The following is a 19,198-nucleotide window of genomic DNA, read 5'->3' on the forward strand; positions in this document are numbered from 1 at the left end:
ACATCCGTCATGCGTCGCTCCCCAAGCGCTCCCGATGCTCAGTGGTCGCGTCCTGGGCGCCGCACGCCCTCTGGCGAATGCGACGACTCCAATGCCGCTTCCTTCATCCCCGCAAGGATCCCGCAGTCCTGCGCGGTTCGTTCGTCACCGCATTGCCTGCGCAGATCCATCAGCTGGCGCTCAAGCAGCCGAAGCTCCTCGATGCGGGTCGAAACGTGTTGGATGTGTCGATCGAGCAAGACGTTGACGTCTCCACAAGCGGCAGCAGGCTTATCCCGAAAACTCAGCAGCGCCCGAACCTCGTCAAGCGACATATCCAGGCTGCGGCAGTAGCGAATCATCTGCAGACGGTCCAAATGGGCCGCCTCGTAGATTCGGAAGTTTCCGGCGGTCCGCGCAGGCGCCGGCAGCAGTCCTTCGCGCTCGTAGAACCTGATCGTCTCGATGGGCGTCGCCGCCGCTCTGGATAGTTCGCCAATCTTCATCGGGGGTACTGACAGCGAGTGAAAGTCATCAACATTCTAGGGGCCATGGGCTTGACTCTGTAGTTGGTAGAGGTTTTCCAATACAGGGATGAGCACGTCTTCGCCGACCAAGACCTCCGCGCCCACCGCGACGGCAGTGCCGTCTGGGTTAACCTCCTATTCTGGAGGCTGCTCTGAAGCTGCCCCGGGCGCCCCGCCGACGAGCCTGCCGGCTAACCCCCGCGAAGCTCGCCTCGAACTGCGCATCCCGTCCATGGACTGTCCAAACGAGGAGCGCCAAATCCGCGCCGCCTTGGAGCGGATCGCCGGCGTTAGAGCAATGAAATTCGATCTGGGGCAGCGCAGGCTGACTGTTGACGCGCCTGAAGCGACCTGGCCGCACGTGATTGCAGCGATCAACCAATTGGGCTTCGAGACATATCCGCCCACCGGGCCCTCGGCCGGCGCAGTCGCCCAAGTAGACGCGTGCGCTACCACCGATTCTTGTTGCTCCAGCGCTTGCGCTGCACCGGTGGCGCTCGCCACCGATGCCGCGCAGGAGAACGCCGCCGAGTTTCAAGGGCTGCTGCTGCGTGTGCCGGCAATGGACTGCCCGACGGAAGAGGCTCAGATTCGTCGCGCTCTGGAAGGGTTGGACGCGGTGCGACGACTGCAGTTCGACCTTCCCGCGCGCACGTTGTCGGTCGATGCGCCGGCATCAGCCAAGGAAGCTGTGATGCAAGCGCTGCTGGCCAACGGCTTCAAGTCGGAGGTGCTAAGCGAACCACCATCGGCTGAGCTCACCGCGAGAGCTCAGCGCGTCGAGTTGTTGAGGCTTGTCGGTGCGTTGGCTGTGGCGGCGCTCGCCGAGGCTTTGCACTTCTTCGCATCCGACGCCCTCGGCTGGAAAGCCGTCGGCATGGGTATCGCGGCGGCAGCGATCGCGCTCTCAGGACTATCCGTCTTCAAAAAGGGGTTCTCATCGCTACTACGCGGGCAGCTGAACATCAATGCGCTAATGAGCGTTGCGGTCATCGGAGCGTTCCTCATCGGCCAATGGCCCGAGGCAGCCATGGTGATGGCCCTGTACTCGTTGGCAGAACTTATCGAAGCGCGATCGGTAGACCGGGCGAGGAACGCCATCGCCGGCCTGCTCTCACTCTCGCCTACGCAGGCCGAGGTGCAGCAATCCGACGGTGCTTGGGCAATTCAGCAGGCTAATGTTGTCAAGGTCGGAGCGCTGGTCCGCGTCAAACCGGGCGAACGATTCGCACTGGACGGCCGGGTCACTTCAGGCCACGGCGCGGTGGACCAGTCGCCAGTGACCGGCGAGAGCGTGCCTGTCGACAAGGGGCCGGATGACGACGTGTTCGCCGGGACCATCAATCAAAGCGGCTCGCTGGAGTTCCGCGTCACCCATCCGGCAACCGACACGGTCCTCGCGCGGATCATCCATGCCGTTGAGCAGGCGCAGGGGCAGCGCGCGCCGACGCAGCGATTTGTCGACAAGTTCGCCGCCATCTATACACCTTCAGTCTTCGTGATGGCGCTCGCGATCGCACTGGGCACGCCGATGCTGTTGGGCTGGGATTGGCTGACGGCCCTTTACAAGGCCCTGGTGTTGCTCGTGATTGCCTGCCCATGCGCGCTTGTGATCTCCACCCCGGTGACTGTCGTGAGCGGCTTGGCCGCCGCGGCGCGTCGCGGCATCCTGATCAAAGGCGGCGTCTACCTGGAGCAAGCGCGCAAGCTGGCGGTCCTTGGCCTGGACAAGACGGGCACCTTGACCGAAGGCCGCCCCAAGCTGGTGGCCAGTGAAATCATTGCCAATCTGGTGGAGCGTGATGCGGTGCTGCGCATGGCCAAGAGCTTGGCGGCAAGATCCGATCACCCAGTGTCCAAGGCGGTCGTCGAAGGCCTTCCGGGCGAGTCCCTCGACGTGATGGCCTTCGGCGCGGAACTGGGCAAGGGCGTTCGAGGCACCATTGACGGCATGGACTACGTGCTGGGGAACCATCGCTGGATTCACGAGCGCGGTCAGTGCTCCGCCGAACTGGAAGCCATGCTGCTCAAGCACGAGTCTCAGGGGCGCACGCTCTCCGTGCTCGCCAGTGAGACACAAGTGCTTGCGCTGTTCGCCGTGGCTGATACCACCAAGGACACGAGCCGCCAAGCGATCGCCGAGCTCAAGGCCATGGGCGTGCGCACAGTCATGCTCACCGGCGACAACGAGGCGACCGCCAAAGCCATCGGCCATGAAGTAGGCGTCGAAGAGGTGTGTGCGAACTTGCTGCCTCAAGATAAACAGGCCTGGGTCACAGAGACAGCTGCGGCGAATGACGTGGGTATGGTCGGCGACGGAGTCAACGACAGCCCTTCGCTGGCGGCCGCCTCTGTGGGCTTCTCCATGGGCGCCGCTGGCACGGACACCGCGAAGGAAGCGGCCGACGTCCTGATCATGAATGATGACCTTCGCAAGGTTGCTGAAACCATTCGGCTTTCCAAGCGGACATACTCAGTGCTCTGGCAGAACATCACCCTGGCACTGGGCATCAAGGCAGTTTTCTTCGTCTTGGCGGTGTTCGGCAGTGCTTCGATGTGGATGGCGGTGTTTGCGGACATGGGAGCCAGCCTCCTCGTCGTGTTCAACGGGTTGCGGCTGCTCAAGCCGCCCCGCGCTTAACGCAATCTTGAAGGCCCGCGAGACGGGCCAACTTTTCGTTCGGGAACAAAAATGAGTCGCAGTCACGGCAGTCACGGCAGTCCAGGTGTAGGTCTCCACTTGGTCAGGAAGATCCTCATGGCCGCCTTGGTCTTCCTCACCGCCCTGGCAGGCGGCGCGGCACATGCGGCCGAGGCCGACGTGCGCCGGGTCTGGCAGATCCTCGACTACTTGGCCGTCGATTACTCGGGTGCGGTGCAAGACGGCAAGGTCGTGGCGCAGTCCGAGTACGACGAGATGAGGGAGTTCGCTCAAACCGCTCACGACAAGATTGCCGCGCTAGAGAACAAGCCCGAGCGCGCGACGCTGTTGCGGGAAAGCGAAGCGTTGCAGGCCGAGATCGCCGCCAAGTCTGAAGCGAGCAAGGTCGGCGGGCTGGCCAAAGCACTGGCAAACCACCTGATTGCGGTCTACCCAGTCCCATTGGCACCAACCGCGCTGCCCAACCTGAAGCTTGGCGCTGCAGTGTACGCAGCCAGCTGCGCGGCATGCCACGGCGTTTCCGGCAACGGCGATGGCGCGCTTGCCAAGCAGCTTGACCCGAGGCCGATCGCATTTACGGATCAAGGTCGAGCTCGCCAGCGCAGCGTGTTCGCCCTGTATCAAGCGGCAAGCCAAGGCATTGCGGGTACGGCGATGCCCGCGTTCGGGCAACTATCAGAGGACGAGCGCTGGGCGGTGGCGATGTACCTGGGTACCTTCGCGCACGACGACAAGCAGCGTGAGCAAGGGGAGCGCCTCTGGAAGGAGTCGGAGAAGGCCCGAGGCGAAGTGGCTGGCTTGGACCACTTTGTCCGCATGACGGAAGCGGAGCTTGCTGGCTCCATCGGAGCGGAGCAGGCCGCTGCAACGATGGCCTATCTGCATGCGCGTCCCGAGGCGCTTGCCGCGCCTCGCGCAAATCTCGGCTTGGCGCGCGAGCGACTGCACCATAGCGTCGCTGCTTTTAAAGCGGGCAAGCTCAAGGATGCCGCTGAACTGGCCCTGTCTTCGTACCTGGATGGCGTCGAGCCGTACGAGCAGGCGCTGGCCGCCCGCGAAGGCGCACTCAAGGATCAGATCGAAGTGGCCATGGGGCAGTACCGATCGCTTATCGCGTCCAAGGCCCCGGCTGTGGAAGTTGAAGCAGCCGCTGCGCGTATTGATGCACTCTTCACTGAAGCGGACCAGGTTCTGGCTGCATCGGGGGCGGATGCCAGCGCGGCCTTCTTCGGGAGCCTGACGATCTTGCTACGCGAGGGCATCGAGGCCCTGCTCGTAGTCGTGGCGATGATCGCCTTCCTCAAGCAGGCCAAGCGCCCAGACGTGCTTCCATACGTGCATGCGGGATGGGTTGGCGCGCTTGCAGCTGGGGGCGTGACCTGGGCCATCGCGACCTACGCGGTGTCGATCAGCGGAGCTAATCGCGAGGTGACCGAAGGGCTGTCGAGCCTCTTCGCGGCGATAGTGCTGCTGAGCGTGGGAGTGTGGATGCACCAGAAGAGCGTCGCTGGTCAGTGGCAGGCGTACCTGCGGGAGCGCATGTCCGCGGCGCTGAACCGCCGTTCTGCTTTTTTCATGTTCGCACTCGCCTTCGTTGCGGTGTACCGCGAGGTGTTCGAGACGATCCTCTTCTATGCGGCGCTGTGGGGCCAAGGCAATGACGGCGCGATCCTGGCAGGCTTGGGAGTAGGCGTACTCTGCTTGGCGCTCATCACGGTGCTGCTCCTTCGATACAGCGCTCGGCTCCCCATCGGCATATTCTTTTCCGTGAGCTCTTGGCTCGTTGCCATCCTGGCCGTGGTCCTGACCGGCAAGGGAGTGGCCGCACTGCAAGAGGCTGGCTGGATCGCGCCCAGTGCACTGTCCGCGCCGCGTCTGGAGCTACTGGGGGTCTATCCCTCAATCATCGGCCTGACGGCGCAGGCAGCCGTGCTTCTGCTTGTTCTGGCGTTTTTCCTCAGGAATGCGCGCCCGAAAGCTGCGGGCGTCGGCCGATAGGAGCCTTGTCCGGCATTCGCCTGCGGCGGCTTTGAACTTGCCGCTACACTTTCACCACTCATGTTGCGACGCCTTGCTCATCGCCTGACCGTCACGTGCTACGTGGCGCTGTCGCTGCTGTTCTCGCAGCTGGCGCTGGCGAGCTATGTCTGCCCTCAGGAGCAGGACATGACGGCCATGGCTGAGATGGTGGCGTCCGGGGTGCCCTGCGAAGGCATGGACATGGATCAGCCCGCGCTATGCGCGGAGCATTCGTCTGGGGCTCCCCAGTCGTTCGAGGCGGTCAAGGTGCCAACGCTTGCGCCTGCGCTCGTGGTTTCGATGCTGATGGTCAGCGTCGATGTTGGTGGCGACGCTAGCGTGCCCGTCGGGGGCTTGACTCCGACGGAGGATCGGGCACCAGCCGATCCACTCTTTCTTTCCACACTCAGACTCCGAGTCTGATCAGCTCCGTCGATTGACTGGCGCCGGTGCGGCATGTCCGCCATCTGGCCACACTGTCCTTCGTTCGGAGCTCTCGTGAACCCAAGAATCATTGTGCGCATGGCCGCCCTGGCCGTCGCTTTGCTGCCGCTGCACAGCCGCGGCAACTCTCTCACGCTGGACCAAGCGCTGAGCCTGGCCGTCGAGCGGTCGCAAGCCGCGCAGGCTGCCAGGTCTGGTGCTGCCAGCGCGGCGCAAACGGCTCGCGCCGCCGCCCAGTTGCCCGATCCCGTCTTGCGCGCCGGGATCGACAACTTGCCCATCTCGGGCAGCGACCGTTTCAGCGGTCGAGACTCGATGACGATGAAGCGTGTCGGAATCTCGCAGGAATGGGTGTCCGCAGGCAAGCGCAGCGCACGTCAGGCCGCCGCAGACGCCGCAGTTCATCGAGAGGTCGCCGCAACTCACGCGTCGCTGGCTGACGTCCGACTACAGACCGGCATGGCCTACCTGGACGTCTACTTCGCGCGCGCGGCGCTGGGATTAGCCGTCCACGACGAACGCCACGCGCATGACGAACTGGAGACGGCGCGGGCTCGTCTGAGCTCAGCCAGCGCGACCAGCCAAGAGGTCCTCGCGCTGGCAAGCGCCCGCGGCTTGGCCGAGGATGCTGCGGCTGAAGCGCGCCAGCAGCTGGACGTCGCCCGCGCCGCGTTGGAGCGTTGGGTGGGCGTTCCCGTGGATGACGTGGCCGCAGCGGGCGGCAGTACGGCGCCCAGCGAAGACGCCTATGTGAGTAGGCATCCAGCCGTCGTTGCCGCCCAGCGAGACGTCGATATGGCGCGTTCGGAGGCCGACTCGGCCCGGATCAATCGCAGCCCCAACTGGTCGTGGGAAGTGAGTTACGGGCAGCGATCTGGATACTCGGACATGGTCTCGGTGGGCGTGAGCATCCCACTGGCGATCGCGCCGGCGCAGCGGCAGGACCGCGAACTCGCGGCCAAGCTCGCGCTGGTGGAGAAGGCTCAGGCCCAGCTGGCCGAGACGACTCGAGTCGCTGTGGCGGAGTACCGGGGGCTCAGCACAGAAGCCGCTCGGTTGGCCGAGCGCGTCGAGCGCTATCGAACGTCAGTCGTTCTCCCGGCACAGCAACGCACGGCCGTTGCTCTGGCCGCATATCGGTCGAATCAGGCGCCGCTCACGACGCTCTTCGATGCGCGCCACGCCGAGCTCGAAGCCGATAGGAAGCTACTCGCGCTTCAGCGCGATCTGAGCCGAGCACAGGCGTCGCTCGTCTTCAAGGCCATCAGCGAAGGAGACCTTCCGTGAATCGCGCATCAGTTCTCACTCTGGCTGCGATCGGCGTCGCCTTGGCAGTTGGAGGCTTTTACGCCGGCCGAGCGCTCAACTTGCCAAGCAGGGACCTCGGTCGACTCGGTGAAGGAACGGCAAGCACCACCACCGATGCTGATCGCAAGGTCTTGTACTGGCACGACCCGATGGTGCCGGGACGTCGCTTTGACAAGCCGGGCAAGTCCCCCTTCATGGACATGCAGCTCGTGCCCGTGTACGCCGACGAAGCCGCTGACGCCGGTGTCAAGATCTCCGCTGGCGTACAACAAAACTTGGGCATCCGTATGGTCGCGGCGAAGATGACCGACGTGTCGTCGTCGATTGACGCAGTGGGCGCGGTGCAGTTCGACGAAAGACTCAACGTTGCCGTTCAGACGCGCATCTCTGGCTACGTCGAGCGCCTGTTCGTGCGAGCGCCCATGTCCATCGTTCACAAGGGGCAGCCGCTCGCCACGATCTTCGCGCCGGAGTGGCTGGGGCCGCAAAACGAGCTCCTCGCGCTTAAGCGCGCCGGCGCCGCGCCGGAACTTATCGATGCCGCGAGAGATCGCCTCAAAGCCATGTCCGTCCCCGAAGCGCTCTTGCGTCGCAGCGAGGACGCCGGCACGGCGCAGGCTCGCTTCACCCTTGACGCGCCTGCCGACGGCGTTGTGGCGGAGCTCGGTGTGCGCGACGGTGCAGCGGTGAGCCCCGGGAACACGCTGTTCCGCATCGCAGGTCTTGAGCGCGTGTGGGTGGTGGTCGAGGTGCCTGAGGCACAGGGGGCGCAGCTCGTCCGCGGTCAACGGGTCAGTGCGACGCTGCAGTCCGATGCGCCACAGACTTTCGAAGGTGAACTCAAGGAGATCCTGCCGCAGGTCAGCGCCGACACGCGCACGTTGCAAGCGCGCTTCGAGGTCGACAACAGGAACGGCAGACTGGTGCCCGGCATGTTGCTGCGATTGAAGATTGCAGCTGCCACCGCATCGCGCCTGGTCATTCCAGCCGAAGCCGTCATCCGTACGGGCGTCAGGGCCTTGGTCATCGCCCGCAAGGACGGCGGCGCCTTCGAGCGGCGCGAGGTGAAGCTCGGTTCGGAGCTGGGGGGCGACGTGGAGATCCTGCAGGGCCTGCGTCCCGGTGAAGAAGTCGTGGCCAGCGGCCAGTTCCTCATCGATTCCGAAGCCAACCTGAAGTCGGCACTTGGAGGCATGGCCCCCCCGCCTGGTACCCCTAGCACGCTCGGTGCCACGGCTGCGTCCTCCTTACCGGCCGTCCCAGTCGCCACTGGCACCTACGCCGCCGAAGGCACGATTGAGAGCGTCGACGCCGACAGCATCACGCTGTCACACGGCCCTGTGGCTGCGCTGAAGTGGCCCGCCATGACCATGGCTTTTGGGAAGCCTGCACCGAATGCTTTCTCTGGAGTGAGGCCCGGTGACACGGTCCACTTCGAGTTCAAACAAGGCAGTTCCACGGAATGGGAGCTGGTCTCGGTGCGCAAGATGGGTGGTGCGCCATGATCGCTGCGCTGATCCGATGGTCGATCGGGAATCGCTTCCTGGTGCTCATTGCCACCGCGATGCTGGTCGCCGCGGGCGCTTGGTCCGTCGCGCGCACGCCGGTGGATGCGTTGCCCGATCTGTCCGACGCACAGGTGATCGTACGAACGAGCTACCCGGGTAAGCCCCCGCAGGTCGTCGAAGACCTCGTCACATATCCGCTGACCACCACGATGCTCAGCGTGCCCGGCGCCAAAACGGTGAGGGGTTACAGCTTCTTCGGCGACTCGTTCGTCTACGTGCTCTTCGATGATCGGACCGATCCGTACTGGGCCCGGTCCCGTGTGAGCGAAGCGCTTGGTCAAGTCCAGGGGCGACTGCCGGCTGGGGCCACAGCGGTGCTAGGCCCGGACGCGACCGGCGTGGGATGGGTTTACGAATATGCGCTGGTCGATCGCACAGGTGCGCACGACCTGTCGCAGCTGCGCGCGCTCAACGATTGGTTTCTGAAGTTCGAGCTCAAGACAGTACCGGACGTGGCCGAAGTGTCCAGCTTGGGCGGCATGGTCCGGCAGTACCAAGTCGTCCTAGACCCAAACCGCATGCGAGCGCTCGGCGTGACGCAGGAGGCTGTCCTGGCCGCCTTGCGCAGTGCCAATCAGGCCTCTGGAGGATCCGTCGTGGAGCTGGCGGAGAGCGAGTACATGGTGCGCTCGCGCGGCTTCCTGAGATCGCTAGACGACTTCCGCGACATCCCGGTGAGCGTGGCGCGGGCGACGCCGGTGATGCTGCGGGACGTCGCTTTCGTGCAGGTCGGTCCCGAGATGCGGCGCGGCATTGCGGAGCTCGACGGCGAGGGTGAGGTCGCCGGCGGCGTGATCGTGATGCGATCCGGCAAGAACGCCCGAACCACGATCGAAGCCGTCAAAGCCAAGATCGAGGCGCTCAAGCCTGGCCTGCCGAAAGGCGTCGAGATTGTGGAAACCTACGATCGGTCGACGCTCATTGACCGCGCCATCGATCATCTGCGCGACAAGCTCATCGAGGAGTTCATTGTCGTCGCGGTCGTCTGCGCCGTGTTCCTGTTCCACCTGCGTTCCGCCTTGGTCGCAGTCGTGACCTTGCCCGTCGGCGTACTGACCGCCTTCATCGTGATGCACTGGCAGGGCCTGAGTGCCAACATCCTGAGCCTGGGCGGCGTGGCGATCGCGCTGGGCGCGATGGTCGATGCGAGTGTCGTGTTGGTCGAGGCGGCGCACAAGCACTTGGAACACTTCGAGGCTCGGCATGGGCGATCTGCCAGTGTTGTCGAGCGGTGGGCCCTCATCACGGAGGCTGCCGTGGAGGTGGGACCTGCGCTGTTCTTCTCGCTGCTGGTGATCACGCTGTCGTTTCTGCCGGTGTTCACGCTTGAGGCGCAAGAAGGCCGCCTGTTCTCGCCTTTGGCGCTGACGAAGACCTATGCGATGGCCGCGGCGGCGGGCTTGTCCGTGACGCTCGTGCCGGTGCTGATGGGCTTCCTGATCCGGGGGCGCATCCCGCAGGAGAACGCCAATCCGATCAACCGACTGCTCATCGCGCTCTACCGACCGGCGCTGGAGGTCGTCCTGAGGTTCCCCAAGATGACGCTGCTGGCGTCTGCGCTGGTGCTGGCGCTCACCGTGATCCCGCTGATGCGTCTTGGCGGCGAGTTCATGCCGCCACTGGACGAAGGTGATCTGCTCTACATGCCGTCTGCGCTACCAGGGATATCCGCCTCCAAGGCCGCGGAACTGCTGCAGCAGACGGATCGGCTCATCAAGACCGTACCCGAAGTGGATCGCGTCTTCGGCAAGGCCGGCCGCGCCGACACGGCGACCGATCCGGCTCCGCTGGAGATGTTCGAGACTACGATCCGATTCAGGCCACGAGCCCAATGGCGGCCGGGTCTCACACCGGAGAAGCTCGTCGAGGAGCTCGACCGCGTCGTGAAGGTTCCGGGGTTGTCCAACGTCTGGGTTCCACCCATCCGCAATCGCATCGACATGCTGGCCACCGGCATCAAGAGCCCGGTCGGCATCAAGGTGTCCGGCCCTGACCTGGCCACGCTGGACAAACTGACGACGCAGATCGAGGCTGCGGTGAAAACTTTGCCCGGCGTTTCGTCGGCCTTGGCTGAACGCCTGACCGGTGGCCGCTACATCGATATCGACGTCGACCGCGCGGCTGCGGCGCGGTATGGACTTTCTGTGGCGGCGGTCCAGTCGATCGTCTCGACTGCCATCGGCGGAGAGAACGTCGGTGAGGTGGTGGCAGGGCGCGAGCGCTATCCCATCAACGTCCGCTACCCGCGCGAAATCCGGGACTCGCTGGAGCGGCTGCGGCAGCTGCCTTTCGTGACAGACAAGGGGGCCACCGTGCTCCTTCAGGACGTCGCCCGCGTGACGGTCGCGGAGGGGCCGCCCATGCTGCGCAGCGAGAACGCCAGGCTGTCGGGCTGGGTGTACGTCGACGTTCGGGGGCGCGACCTGCGCTCCGTCGTCCAAGACATGCAAGCCGCGGTTGGACAAGAGGTGGTCATTCCGGCCGGGTATGCCTTGTCTTGGTCCGGTCAGTTCGAATACCTGGAGCGCGCAACGCAGCGGCTGAAGCTGGTGGTACCGGCGACGTTGGCTGTGATCTTTGTGTTGCTGTACGTCTTGTTCCGCTCCGCAGGTGACGCGCTGCTGGTGATGGCGGCTGTGCCGCTGTCGCTGGTCGGCGGCTTCTGGCTGGTGTGGGGACTCGGACATGCGGTGTCTGTCGCCACTGCGGTGGGCTTCATTGCCTTGGCCGGCTTGGCGGCGGAGTTCGGCGTCGTGATGCTGGTCTACCTCAAGAACGCCCACGCGCAGCGCCTGGCGGCCGGCGAAGCGGACGACGAAGCCACGCTGCTCGCGGCAATTCGCGAAGGTGCCGTCCTTCGTGTACGTCCCAAGGCGATGACGGTCGCTGTGGTGATGGCCGGCCTGCTTCCGATCCTGCTGGGTGATGGGACAGGATCGGAGGTCATGGGGCGCATTGCCGCCCCCATGGTGGGCGGCATGGTGACGGCGCCCCTGCTCAGCATGCTCGTGGTTCCAGCTGCTTGGTACCTTTTGCGCCGGCGACGTACCTCGGCAGGGGGGATATCAAGCCGGTCGGCCACTTCCCATCCTCTCCAACCAACTCAACCTTGAAGGAGCCCTGTCGATGAATGCCAACAACGTGCTTGTCGCAGCGCTGATCACGCTGCTGGGCGCAAATGCGCAGGCGCAAGGCGCTCCAAACTCCACGGCTATGCCGATGTCCAGCAAGGCTGCAGCTTCGGCAGCGATGCCGTTGGTGTTGGGTGAGGTGCGTAAGGTCGACCTGACCAAGGGATTGATCGTCCTGCGACACCGCGACATACCCAACCTCGCCATGCCGGGCATGACCATGGGATTCGACGTCGCCGACAAGAAGCTCCTCGATGGCCTCAATGCCGGCGATCACGTCGAATTCCAAGCAGAAATGATCAAGGGCAAGGCAACGGTGACGGAACTCAAGCGGCGCTGACCGGGATCCCCGGTTCCAGTCGCTCCAGCACCTGCGCCTGGCGCACCTCGGACTGAGCGGTACCAAGCGCGCCTGAGAGGTCCTCGAGCGGGACTGCCAGACATCTCACCAGATCAATTTCTCAGGTGTTGCTGTGCTTCATCGATTCGAGTATTCTTTAAATATGGAATCAACAGATGTCGTACGCGCCCTCGGCGCACTGGCCCAGCCGCTGCGCTTGCAGGTCTTCCGCGCGCTCGTCGTGGTGGGCGATACGGGTCTAACCCCCGGTGCCATCCAGGAAGCGCTCGGCGTAGCCCCCGCGACGCTGTCGTTCCACCTTAAGGAACTGGTCGCTTCGGGACTGGTAACGCAGGAGCGTGTGAGTCGAAATTTGGTCTACCGCGCCGCGTACGCCCAGATGAACGACCTGCTGAGTTACCTCACTGAAAACTGTTGCCAGGGCGCGTCGTGCGCCGTGGAAACGGCTACATCCAGCTGCGACTGCTGAACAAGGAATCTTCATGACATCAAGGGTCTACAACGTGCTGTTCATCTGCACGGGCAACTCTGCACGGTCCATCCTTGCCGAGGGCTTGCTGAACCACCTGGGGCGTGGCCGCTTCCAGGCGTACTCGGCTGGTAGCCATCCCAGGGGCGCAGTCCATCCGCTGGCTCTCAAGGAACTGAGCGAGCCGGGTATCCCGACGGACGGCTTCCGCAGCAAGAGCTGGGAGGAGTTCGCTCAGCCGGGCGCTCCCGAGATGGACTTCGTCTTCACCGTCTGCGACCAGGCTGCTGGCGAGGTTTGCCCCGTGTGGCCCGGTCAGCCGCTGACCGCGCACTGGGGCATGCCGGATCCGGCTGCCGTTGAAGGCAGCGATGACGCGAAGCAGCAAGCCTTCCGCGCCGCGGCGGTCACGATGAAGCGCCGGCTGGAACTGATGATGTCCTTGCCGCTCCAGCGCCTGGACGCCATGGCTATCCACAAGGAAGTCAAAGACATCGGGACGCGCTGAGCCATGACCACCAACGTTCTCATCCTGTGCACCCACAACTCGGCGCGAAGCGTGCTGAGCGAGGGCATGCTGAACCATTGGGCCCAGCGTCTGGGCAAGGACATCAAAGGCTTCAGCGCCGGCAGCGCGCCGAGCGGGCGCATCAATCCGTATGCCCTCCAGGCGCTGGGCGAGGCCGGCATCGACACCAGCGCCTATCGCAGCAAGAGTTGGGACGAGTTCGTCACCGATGGCGCGCCCGAGATGCGCGTCGTCATCACCGTGTGCGACAGCGCTGCGGCTGAGCACTGTCCCTACTGGCCCGGCAGCCCCGTCAAGGTTCACTGGGGCTACGCCGACCCGTCGAACGCGCCAGAGGCCGACAAGCCTCAGGCCTTCGAACTGACGCGGCAGGCTATCGGTTACCGGATGCTCCAGCTGGCGCAGTTGCCGCTGGAGACCATGACCAACGCCGAGCTGCAGCAGGCACTTGATGCCATCTCGAAGTCCTGAAGCCCGTCCATGACTGCCGCAACTCTCAAGCCGGTCGCCACTGCGGCCAAGCCTGCCATCAGCTTCTTCGAGCGCTATCTCAGCGTCTGGGTTGCCCTTTGCATCGTCGTCGGCGTTGCGCTGGGCCAGTTCTTCCCCGGCGCTTTCAAGGCGATCGCCTCTCTCGAAGTCGCTCAGGTCAACATCCCGGTGGGCCTGCTCATCTGGGTGATGATCGTCCCGATGCTGCTGAAGATCGACTTCGCGGCGCTCGGCCAGGTCAAGGCGCATGCCAGGGGCATCGGTGTCACCCTGTTCATCAACTGGGCGGTGAAGCCGTTCTCGATGGCGCTGCTGGGCTGGATCTTCATCCGCCACCTATTGGCCTCCTGGCTGCCCGCCGATCAGCTCGACAGCTACATCGCCGGCCTCATCCTGCTGGCCGCGGCGCCGTGCACGGCCATGGTCTTCGTCTGGAGCCAGCTCTGCAAGGGAGATCCGTACTTCACTCTGTCGCAGGTGGCTCTCAACGACGCGATCATGATCGTCGCCTTCGCACCCATCGTCGCCTTGCTGCTGGGGCTGTCCTCCATCACGGTGCCGTGGGACACGCTCATGACCTCGGTCGGCCTCTACATCGTCGTGCCCGTCATCCTGTCCCAGCTGTGGCGCAGACAGCTACTCAAGCGTGGTGCCGCGCACTTCCAGGTGGTCGCCACCAAGCTGGGCCCGCTTTCGATTGCTGCACTGCTGCTGACGCTCGTGCTGCTGTTCGCCTTCCAGGGCGATCGCATCATCGAGCAACCGTTGGTCATCGCCCTGCTGGCCGTGCCCATCCTCATCCAGGTCGTGCTGAACTCGGGCCTGGCCTATTGGCTCAATCGCAAGATGCGCGTGCAGCACTGCGTTGCCGGTCCGTCGGCGCTGATCGGCGCGAGCAACTTCTTCGAGCTGGCCGTTGCCACCGCCATCAGCCTCTTCGGATTCCAATCTGGCGCCGCGTTGGCCACCGTGGTCGGCGTGCTGATCGAAGTGCCGGTGATGCTGGCGGTCGTCGCCATCGTGAACCGCTCGCAGGCTTGGTATGAACAAGGAGCGCAGCGTGCCTGAACTGGACCAGACCTTCCCGGTCTTGGAGTCGGAGCTCTTCGATGTACCCGACCAGGGGCGGTTGACGGTGCGCGAGCCGTCTGAGCATCGGCCGCGATTCCTGATGCTCTATGGCTCCCTGCGCGCCAGGTCGTACAGCCGACTCTTGACCTTTGAAGCGGCCCGCTTGCTGGAAGCCATGGGCGGCGAAGTCAAGATCTTCGACCCGTCCGGTCTCCCGCTTCCCGACGATGCCGCGGACACGCACCCGAAGGTCCAAGAACTGCGTCAGCTGGCCACTTGGGCAGAGGGCATGGTCTGGTGCTCGCCAGAGCGCCACGGCGCCATGACGGGCGTCATGAAGTCCCGGATCGACTGGATCCCCTTGAATTCCGGCGCTGTCCGTCCGACGCAGGACAAGACCCTGGCGGTGATGCAGGTCTCTGGCGGCTCGCAGAGCTTCAACGCCGTCAACCAGATGCGCGTGCTGGGCCGCTGGATGCGGATGCTGACCATCCCCAACCAGTCCTCGGTGGCCAAGGCGTACGCGGAGTTCACCGAGGAAGGTCGGATGAAGCCGTCCTCGTACTACGACCGCGTGGTCGACGTCATGGAGGAGCTGTTCAAGTTCACGCTCCTCACGCGCGACTTGGGTGACTACCTGGTCGACCGGTACAGCGAGCGCAAGGAGACGGCCGAGAAGCTGTCCGAGCGGGTCAATCAGAGCGCCATCTGAGCGCGAGTGCGGGGCTGCGGCCCCGTTCTCTTGGTTATCTAGTTGCTATTGACAACCAAAAGAGCGATTTCTAGCATGCGGCCAAATAGTTGCTGTTCACAACGATATGAGCCAAAGCCTATCTGTCGAGCTTCTGCGCGAGGTCACCCGGATGTACACGCGCGCTCAGCGCGTCGTCGCCGACTGCTGCCGCACCACCAACACGCAGTGCCATCTGCTGACGGAGCTGGGACGCTCGGGCCCGCTGCCGCTGTCCGAGCTTGGCGTGCGGGTCAGTCTGGAGAAGAGCTGGGTGTCACGTGCGGTGGAGGCCATGGTCGCGCGTGGCTGGGTGACGAAGGAGCCGAACCCCTCCGACGCAAGGAGCTGGCTCGTCACGCTCACCGCCGACGGCGAACACACGGTCCATGAGCTCAACGCCACCCTCGACCGTCACGCCGAAGCCTTGATGGCCAAGCTCAGCGAGCGCGACCGGACCGCTGTCGAGAAGTCACTGCAAATTCTCATAAAGGCGCTGCGCGAGGACGACGCGGTCATGTGCTGCCTGCCGCCTCCAGACGCCAAGGACGACAAATCATGTTGTTGAACGCGAACATCACCCTGCGCCAAGCGAAGCCCACCGACTGGCCCGCGTTGGCCGCGCTGCTCCAGGCCAACAAACTTCCGCTGGACGGCGCAAGAGCATCTGCACGCGTACCTGCTCGCGCTGTCCAACGGCGAGGTCATTGGCAGCGCCGGCGCGGAGATCTATGGAGACATCGCGCTGTTGCGCTCGGTCGCGATCTCACCGGGGCTGCAGAAGCGGGGCGTGGGCAAGGCGCTGGTCGGTCGCTTCCTGGATGAAGCCAGAGGCCTAAGCATCCGCCGCGTCTTCCTGTTGACGGTAACCGCGCCGGAGTACTTCGAGCGATTCGGCTTCCGGCGGCTGGACGCCAAGGAAGCGCCCGAGGCGCTGAAAGCGTCCGCCGAGTTCCGGGGCGCTTGCCCAGCGAGTGCGGCGTTCATGGGCCTGTCGCTCCAGGCTGCCACAACACCCGAGCCGGGTCTGCCGGTCGCGGTGCTGGGAGCAGGTCCGGTTGGTCTGGCGGCTGCGGCGAAGCTCATCGAGCGCGGCTTGCCATTCGTGGTGCTCGAAGCGGGCCGCGAGGTGGGAAGCAACCTGCAGGAGTACGGTCACGTTCGGCTGTTCTCGCCGTGGCGCTACAACGTCGACGGCTCGATGGCCGCACTTCTCAAGCCCACTGGCTGGACGGCACCCGATCCAGACGGCCTGCCGCTGGCGCGCGACATCGTGGAGCAAGTACTGAGACCTTTCGCACGGCTGCCCGAGGTCGCGGCGGCGCTGCATCTCGGCACGAAGGTGCTGGCGGTGAGCAGGGAGGGCTTCGACAAGGTCAAGAGCACCGGTCGTGACCAAGCCGCCTTCGTGATCCGCGCCCAACGTGGCGACGAGCGCCTTGAATTCCGGGCGCGAGCGGTCATCGATGCGACGGGGACGTGGAGCACGCCCAATCCGCTCGGCGCCAGCGGCTTGCCGGCCATTGGCGAAACCCAGGCCACCTCGCGCATCTTCTATGGTATCCCTGATGTACTGGGTGCGCATCGCCATCGTTATGAGGCCCGGCGCACGCTGGTGGTCGGCGCTGGGCATTCCGCTGCGAACGCGCTGCTTGCGCTGGCTGAGCTTGCCAAGACAGTGCCGGGCGCGAGCCTCGCCTGGGCCGTGCGCTCGCCTGTGCTCACCCGCGTCTTCGGCGGAGGCAATGCCGACGCGCTCCCTGCTCGCGGGCAGCTCGGCGCATCGCTTCGGCGCCTGCGCGATGCCGGACAGCTGGCGTTCTTCGGCGGTCTGCGCATCACCGAGATTCGCGAGCAGGACGATGCGCTGACGGTGATCGGGTTGAGCGCCGACGGCCGACAGGTCCAGGTGGATGGCGTTGATGAAATCATCTGCGCGACCGGCCAGCGCCCCGACCTTTCGCTGACAAGCGAGCTGCGGGTCAAGCTCGATCCCTGGCTGGAATCGACCGAAGCGCTCGGCCCTCTCATTGACCCGAACGTTCACAGCTGCGGGACGGTTCGTCCCCATGGACATCGGGAACTTGCACATCCAGAACCAGCCTTCTACACGCTCGGAGTGAAGAGCTACGGCCGCGCACCGACCTTCCTGATGGCGACGGGCTTCGAGCAGGCGCGATCCGTGGTGGCCTCCATTGCCGGCGACATCGAAGCAGCCGACCGTGTGGAACTCGATCTGCCCGAGACTGGCGTCTGCGGCATTGGCGTGCCAGGCGTCGCTGCGACGGGTGCTGGCTGCTGCGGGGATTCAGCGCCGTCGCCGATTGCGAAGCCGAAGCCCGCGATGGGGAAGGCGGGAGGCTGCGGGCCGTCATCCTGCGGCACAGGAGCAGCGACGCCAAAGCCTCCCGTCTCCCGTTGCTGCCGCTGAGCACACGACGAGCATGAGGCGTTCGAGCACCGTTGTCGCGTTGGGGCTGGCCCAGACCCTGGCCTGGGCCTCGACCTACTACCTGCCGGCCATGCTGGCTGCGCCAATGGCGCGGGATGTGGGCGTCACCGTCCCGACGGTGTTCGCCGCGTTCTCCGCGGCGCTGGTCGTATCGGCACTGCTGGGACCGCAAGCCGGCCGGGCCATCGACCGCGTCGGCGGTCGGCCGGTGCTGATGGCCACCAATCTGGTGTTCGCGCTAGGCCTTGTGCTCCTCGGGCTCGCTTCTGGACCGACCTCGCTGTTCGCCGCATGGGTGATCCTTGGCATTGGGATGGGGAGCGGCCTATACGAGGCCGCCTTCGCGGCTCTCGTCCGACTGTGGGGGAACGACTCCCGCGGCGCCATCACCGGCGTCACGCTCTTCGCCGGATTCGCCAGCACAGTCGGCTGGCCGCTGTCGACCTACCTAGAGGTGCACCATGGATGGCGGGCGGCATGCTTCGTCTGGGCTGCGCTTCATCTTTGCGCCGGGCTTCCGCTGAACGCATTGCTTCCTCGGGTTCGGAAGGAGGCTGAGTCCGCGCAGGGCCCCGCCAACGAAGCACCTGCGCCGGTCGGCGACGAACGGTCGTCCTTGCGCGCTTCGCTGGTGCTCGCATGGGTGTTCGCGACGACCTGGTTCATCAGCACGGCGATGGCGGCTCATCTTCCACGCGTGCTGCAGGCTGGAGGCGCCAGCATTGAGACGGCGGTTCTCGTCGGAGCGCTAATCGGACCGGCCCAGGTTGGGGCAAGACTGCTTGAATTCGGCCTCTTGCGTCGTCTGCATCCGATGCTGTCCGCGAGGCTTGCTTCGGTGATGCATCCGCTTGGGGTCGTATTGCTCGGCGTGCTCGGGATGCCCGCAGCACCGCTTTTCGGATTACTTCATGGGGCAGGGAACGGTATCTTGACCATCGCCAAGGGGACTCTGCCGTTGGTGGTCTTCGGTCCTGAAGGCTATGGCCATCGACAGGGCGTCATCATGGTTCCGGCACGAGTGGCGCAAGCGCTCGCACCATGGGCCTTTGGCAGCGCGATAGACCATTGGGGGGCAGCAGCCCTGGTGCTGTCGGCCAGCCTTGGTCTTCTGGCATTCGCGAGCTTGTTCCTTCTGTCGCTTCAGCCTCGGACGGCGAACTGAACAACTCGGCGACTCGCAGACCAGCGCTGGCACGGGATTACCCTAGGCGCTTAACCCCATCTACGGCATCGAAAGCGAGGTCACCCCGCGCGAAGGCGCGGGATCCGGGCCTGGTCGCCGCGTTCTGCGAGCCTGGGGAGACGCTGCTGGGTTGGATCGCGATGGGCACGCCCAAGGTGTCGGACAAGCCCGACAAACCCCGCGCGCCGAAGGCGGACGCCGCGCGGGCGCTGCAGTTCTGGGGCGAGTGAGCCCCGGGCGGCTCGCGACGGTGCCGCGAGGCCGCGGCCA

At 64.8% G+C, this 19,198-nt stretch carries 16 protein-coding genes and 1 pseudogene; 16 read left to right on the plus strand and 1 reads right to left on the minus strand.

Annotated features, from left to right (window positions below; translation table 11 throughout):
- Positions 1-38: 38 nt before the first annotated feature.
- Entirely contained in the window at positions 39-485 is a 447-nt protein-coding gene (cadR, locus tag CDN99_RS09860; RefSeq protein WP_088384673.1) for a Cd(II)/Pb(II)-responsive transcriptional regulator, read from the minus strand.
- Positions 486-573: 88 nt separating this feature from the next.
- Between cadR and CDN99_RS09865 the strand changes: the two genes are divergently transcribed.
- From CDN99_RS09865 to CDN99_RS09935, 16 genes and pseudogenes are all read left to right on the plus strand, one after another.
- Positions 574-3,147: a heavy metal translocating P-type ATPase gene (locus CDN99_RS09865; protein WP_202820247.1), complete on the plus strand. Its 2,574-nt coding sequence runs from the start codon at positions 574-576 to the stop codon at positions 3,145-3,147.
- A 117-nt stretch (positions 3,148-3,264) separates the two neighbouring features.
- Positions 3,265-5,166: a cytochrome c/FTR1 family iron permease gene (locus CDN99_RS09870; protein WP_088384675.1), complete on the plus strand. Its 1,902-nt coding sequence runs from the start codon at positions 3,265-3,267 to the stop codon at positions 5,164-5,166.
- A gap of 60 nt (positions 5,167-5,226) precedes the next feature.
- Positions 5,227-5,610, plus strand: coding sequence for a hypothetical protein (locus CDN99_RS09875; RefSeq protein WP_088384676.1), 384 nt, complete (start codon positions 5,227-5,229; stop codon positions 5,608-5,610).
- A 99-nt stretch (positions 5,611-5,709) separates the two neighbouring features.
- Positions 5,710-6,918 carry a TolC family protein gene (locus tag CDN99_RS09880; RefSeq protein WP_238139452.1) on the plus strand — a complete coding sequence of 403 codons (1,209 nt, stop codon included), beginning with the start codon at positions 5,710-5,712 and terminating at the stop codon, positions 6,916-6,918.
- The gene (locus tag CDN99_RS09885; protein WP_088384677.1) at positions 6,915-8,444 is read left to right on the plus strand and encodes an efflux RND transporter periplasmic adaptor subunit; all 1,530 of its coding nucleotides are present in this window, start codon (positions 6,915-6,917) and stop codon (positions 8,442-8,444) included. The genes CDN99_RS09880 and CDN99_RS09885 overlap by 4 nt, the downstream gene beginning before the upstream one ends.
- Positions 8,441-11,620 (plus strand): efflux RND transporter permease subunit, encoded by a 3,180-nt coding sequence (locus CDN99_RS09890; protein ID WP_088384678.1) that lies wholly within the window; start codon positions 8,441-8,443, stop codon positions 11,618-11,620. The genes CDN99_RS09885 and CDN99_RS09890 overlap by 4 nt, the downstream gene beginning before the upstream one ends.
- A gap of 13 nt (positions 11,621-11,633) precedes the next feature.
- Positions 11,634-11,978, plus strand: a complete 345-nt coding sequence (locus tag CDN99_RS09895; RefSeq protein WP_088384679.1) for a copper-binding protein — start codon at positions 11,634-11,636, stop codon at positions 11,976-11,978.
- Positions 11,979-12,141: 163 nt separating this feature from the next.
- A complete protein-coding gene (locus CDN99_RS09900) occupies positions 12,142-12,468 on the plus strand; it encodes an ArsR/SmtB family transcription factor (RefSeq protein WP_088384680.1) in 327 nt (108 codons plus the stop codon).
- Between the two features lie 13 nt (positions 12,469-12,481).
- Positions 12,482-12,976 carry an arsenate reductase ArsC gene (locus CDN99_RS09905; RefSeq protein ID WP_088384681.1) on the plus strand — a complete coding sequence of 165 codons (495 nt, stop codon included), beginning with the start codon at positions 12,482-12,484 and terminating at the stop codon, positions 12,974-12,976.
- 3 nt (positions 12,977-12,979) lie between these two features.
- Positions 12,980-13,468: an arsenate reductase ArsC gene (locus CDN99_RS09910; RefSeq protein WP_088384682.1), complete on the plus strand. Its 489-nt coding sequence runs from the start codon at positions 12,980-12,982 to the stop codon at positions 13,466-13,468.
- A gap of 9 nt (positions 13,469-13,477) precedes the next feature.
- Positions 13,478-14,557, plus strand: a complete 1,080-nt coding sequence (gene arsB / locus CDN99_RS09915) for an ACR3 family arsenite efflux transporter (RefSeq protein ID WP_088384683.1) — start codon at positions 13,478-13,480, stop codon at positions 14,555-14,557.
- A complete protein-coding gene (gene arsH / locus CDN99_RS09920) occupies positions 14,532-15,272 on the plus strand; it encodes an arsenical resistance protein ArsH (protein WP_088384684.1) in 741 nt (246 codons plus the stop codon). Before arsB ends, arsH begins: the two co-directional genes overlap by 26 nt.
- Before the next feature lie 106 nt (positions 15,273-15,378).
- Positions 15,379-15,858, plus strand: a complete 480-nt coding sequence (locus CDN99_RS09925) for a MarR family winged helix-turn-helix transcriptional regulator (protein WP_088384685.1) — start codon at positions 15,379-15,381, stop codon at positions 15,856-15,858.
- A 42-nt stretch (positions 15,859-15,900) separates the two neighbouring features.
- Positions 15,901-16,182: pseudogene (locus tag CDN99_RS29250) on the plus strand (GNAT family N-acetyltransferase); the annotation flags it as partial.
- Between the two features lie 93 nt (positions 16,183-16,275).
- Positions 16,276-17,721: an NAD(P)-binding domain-containing protein gene (locus CDN99_RS09930; protein ID WP_158218816.1), complete on the plus strand. Its 1,446-nt coding sequence runs from the start codon at positions 16,276-16,278 to the stop codon at positions 17,719-17,721.
- Positions 17,722-17,734: 13 nt separating this feature from the next.
- Positions 17,735-18,907, plus strand: coding sequence for an MFS transporter (locus CDN99_RS09935; RefSeq protein WP_088384687.1), 1,173 nt, complete (start codon positions 17,735-17,737; stop codon positions 18,905-18,907).
- Positions 18,908-19,198: the final 291 nt, after the last annotated feature.

Source organism: Roseateles aquatilis, assembly GCF_002205645.1.
Taxonomy (GTDB): domain Bacteria; phylum Pseudomonadota; class Gammaproteobacteria; order Burkholderiales; family Burkholderiaceae_C; genus Roseateles; species Roseateles aquatilis.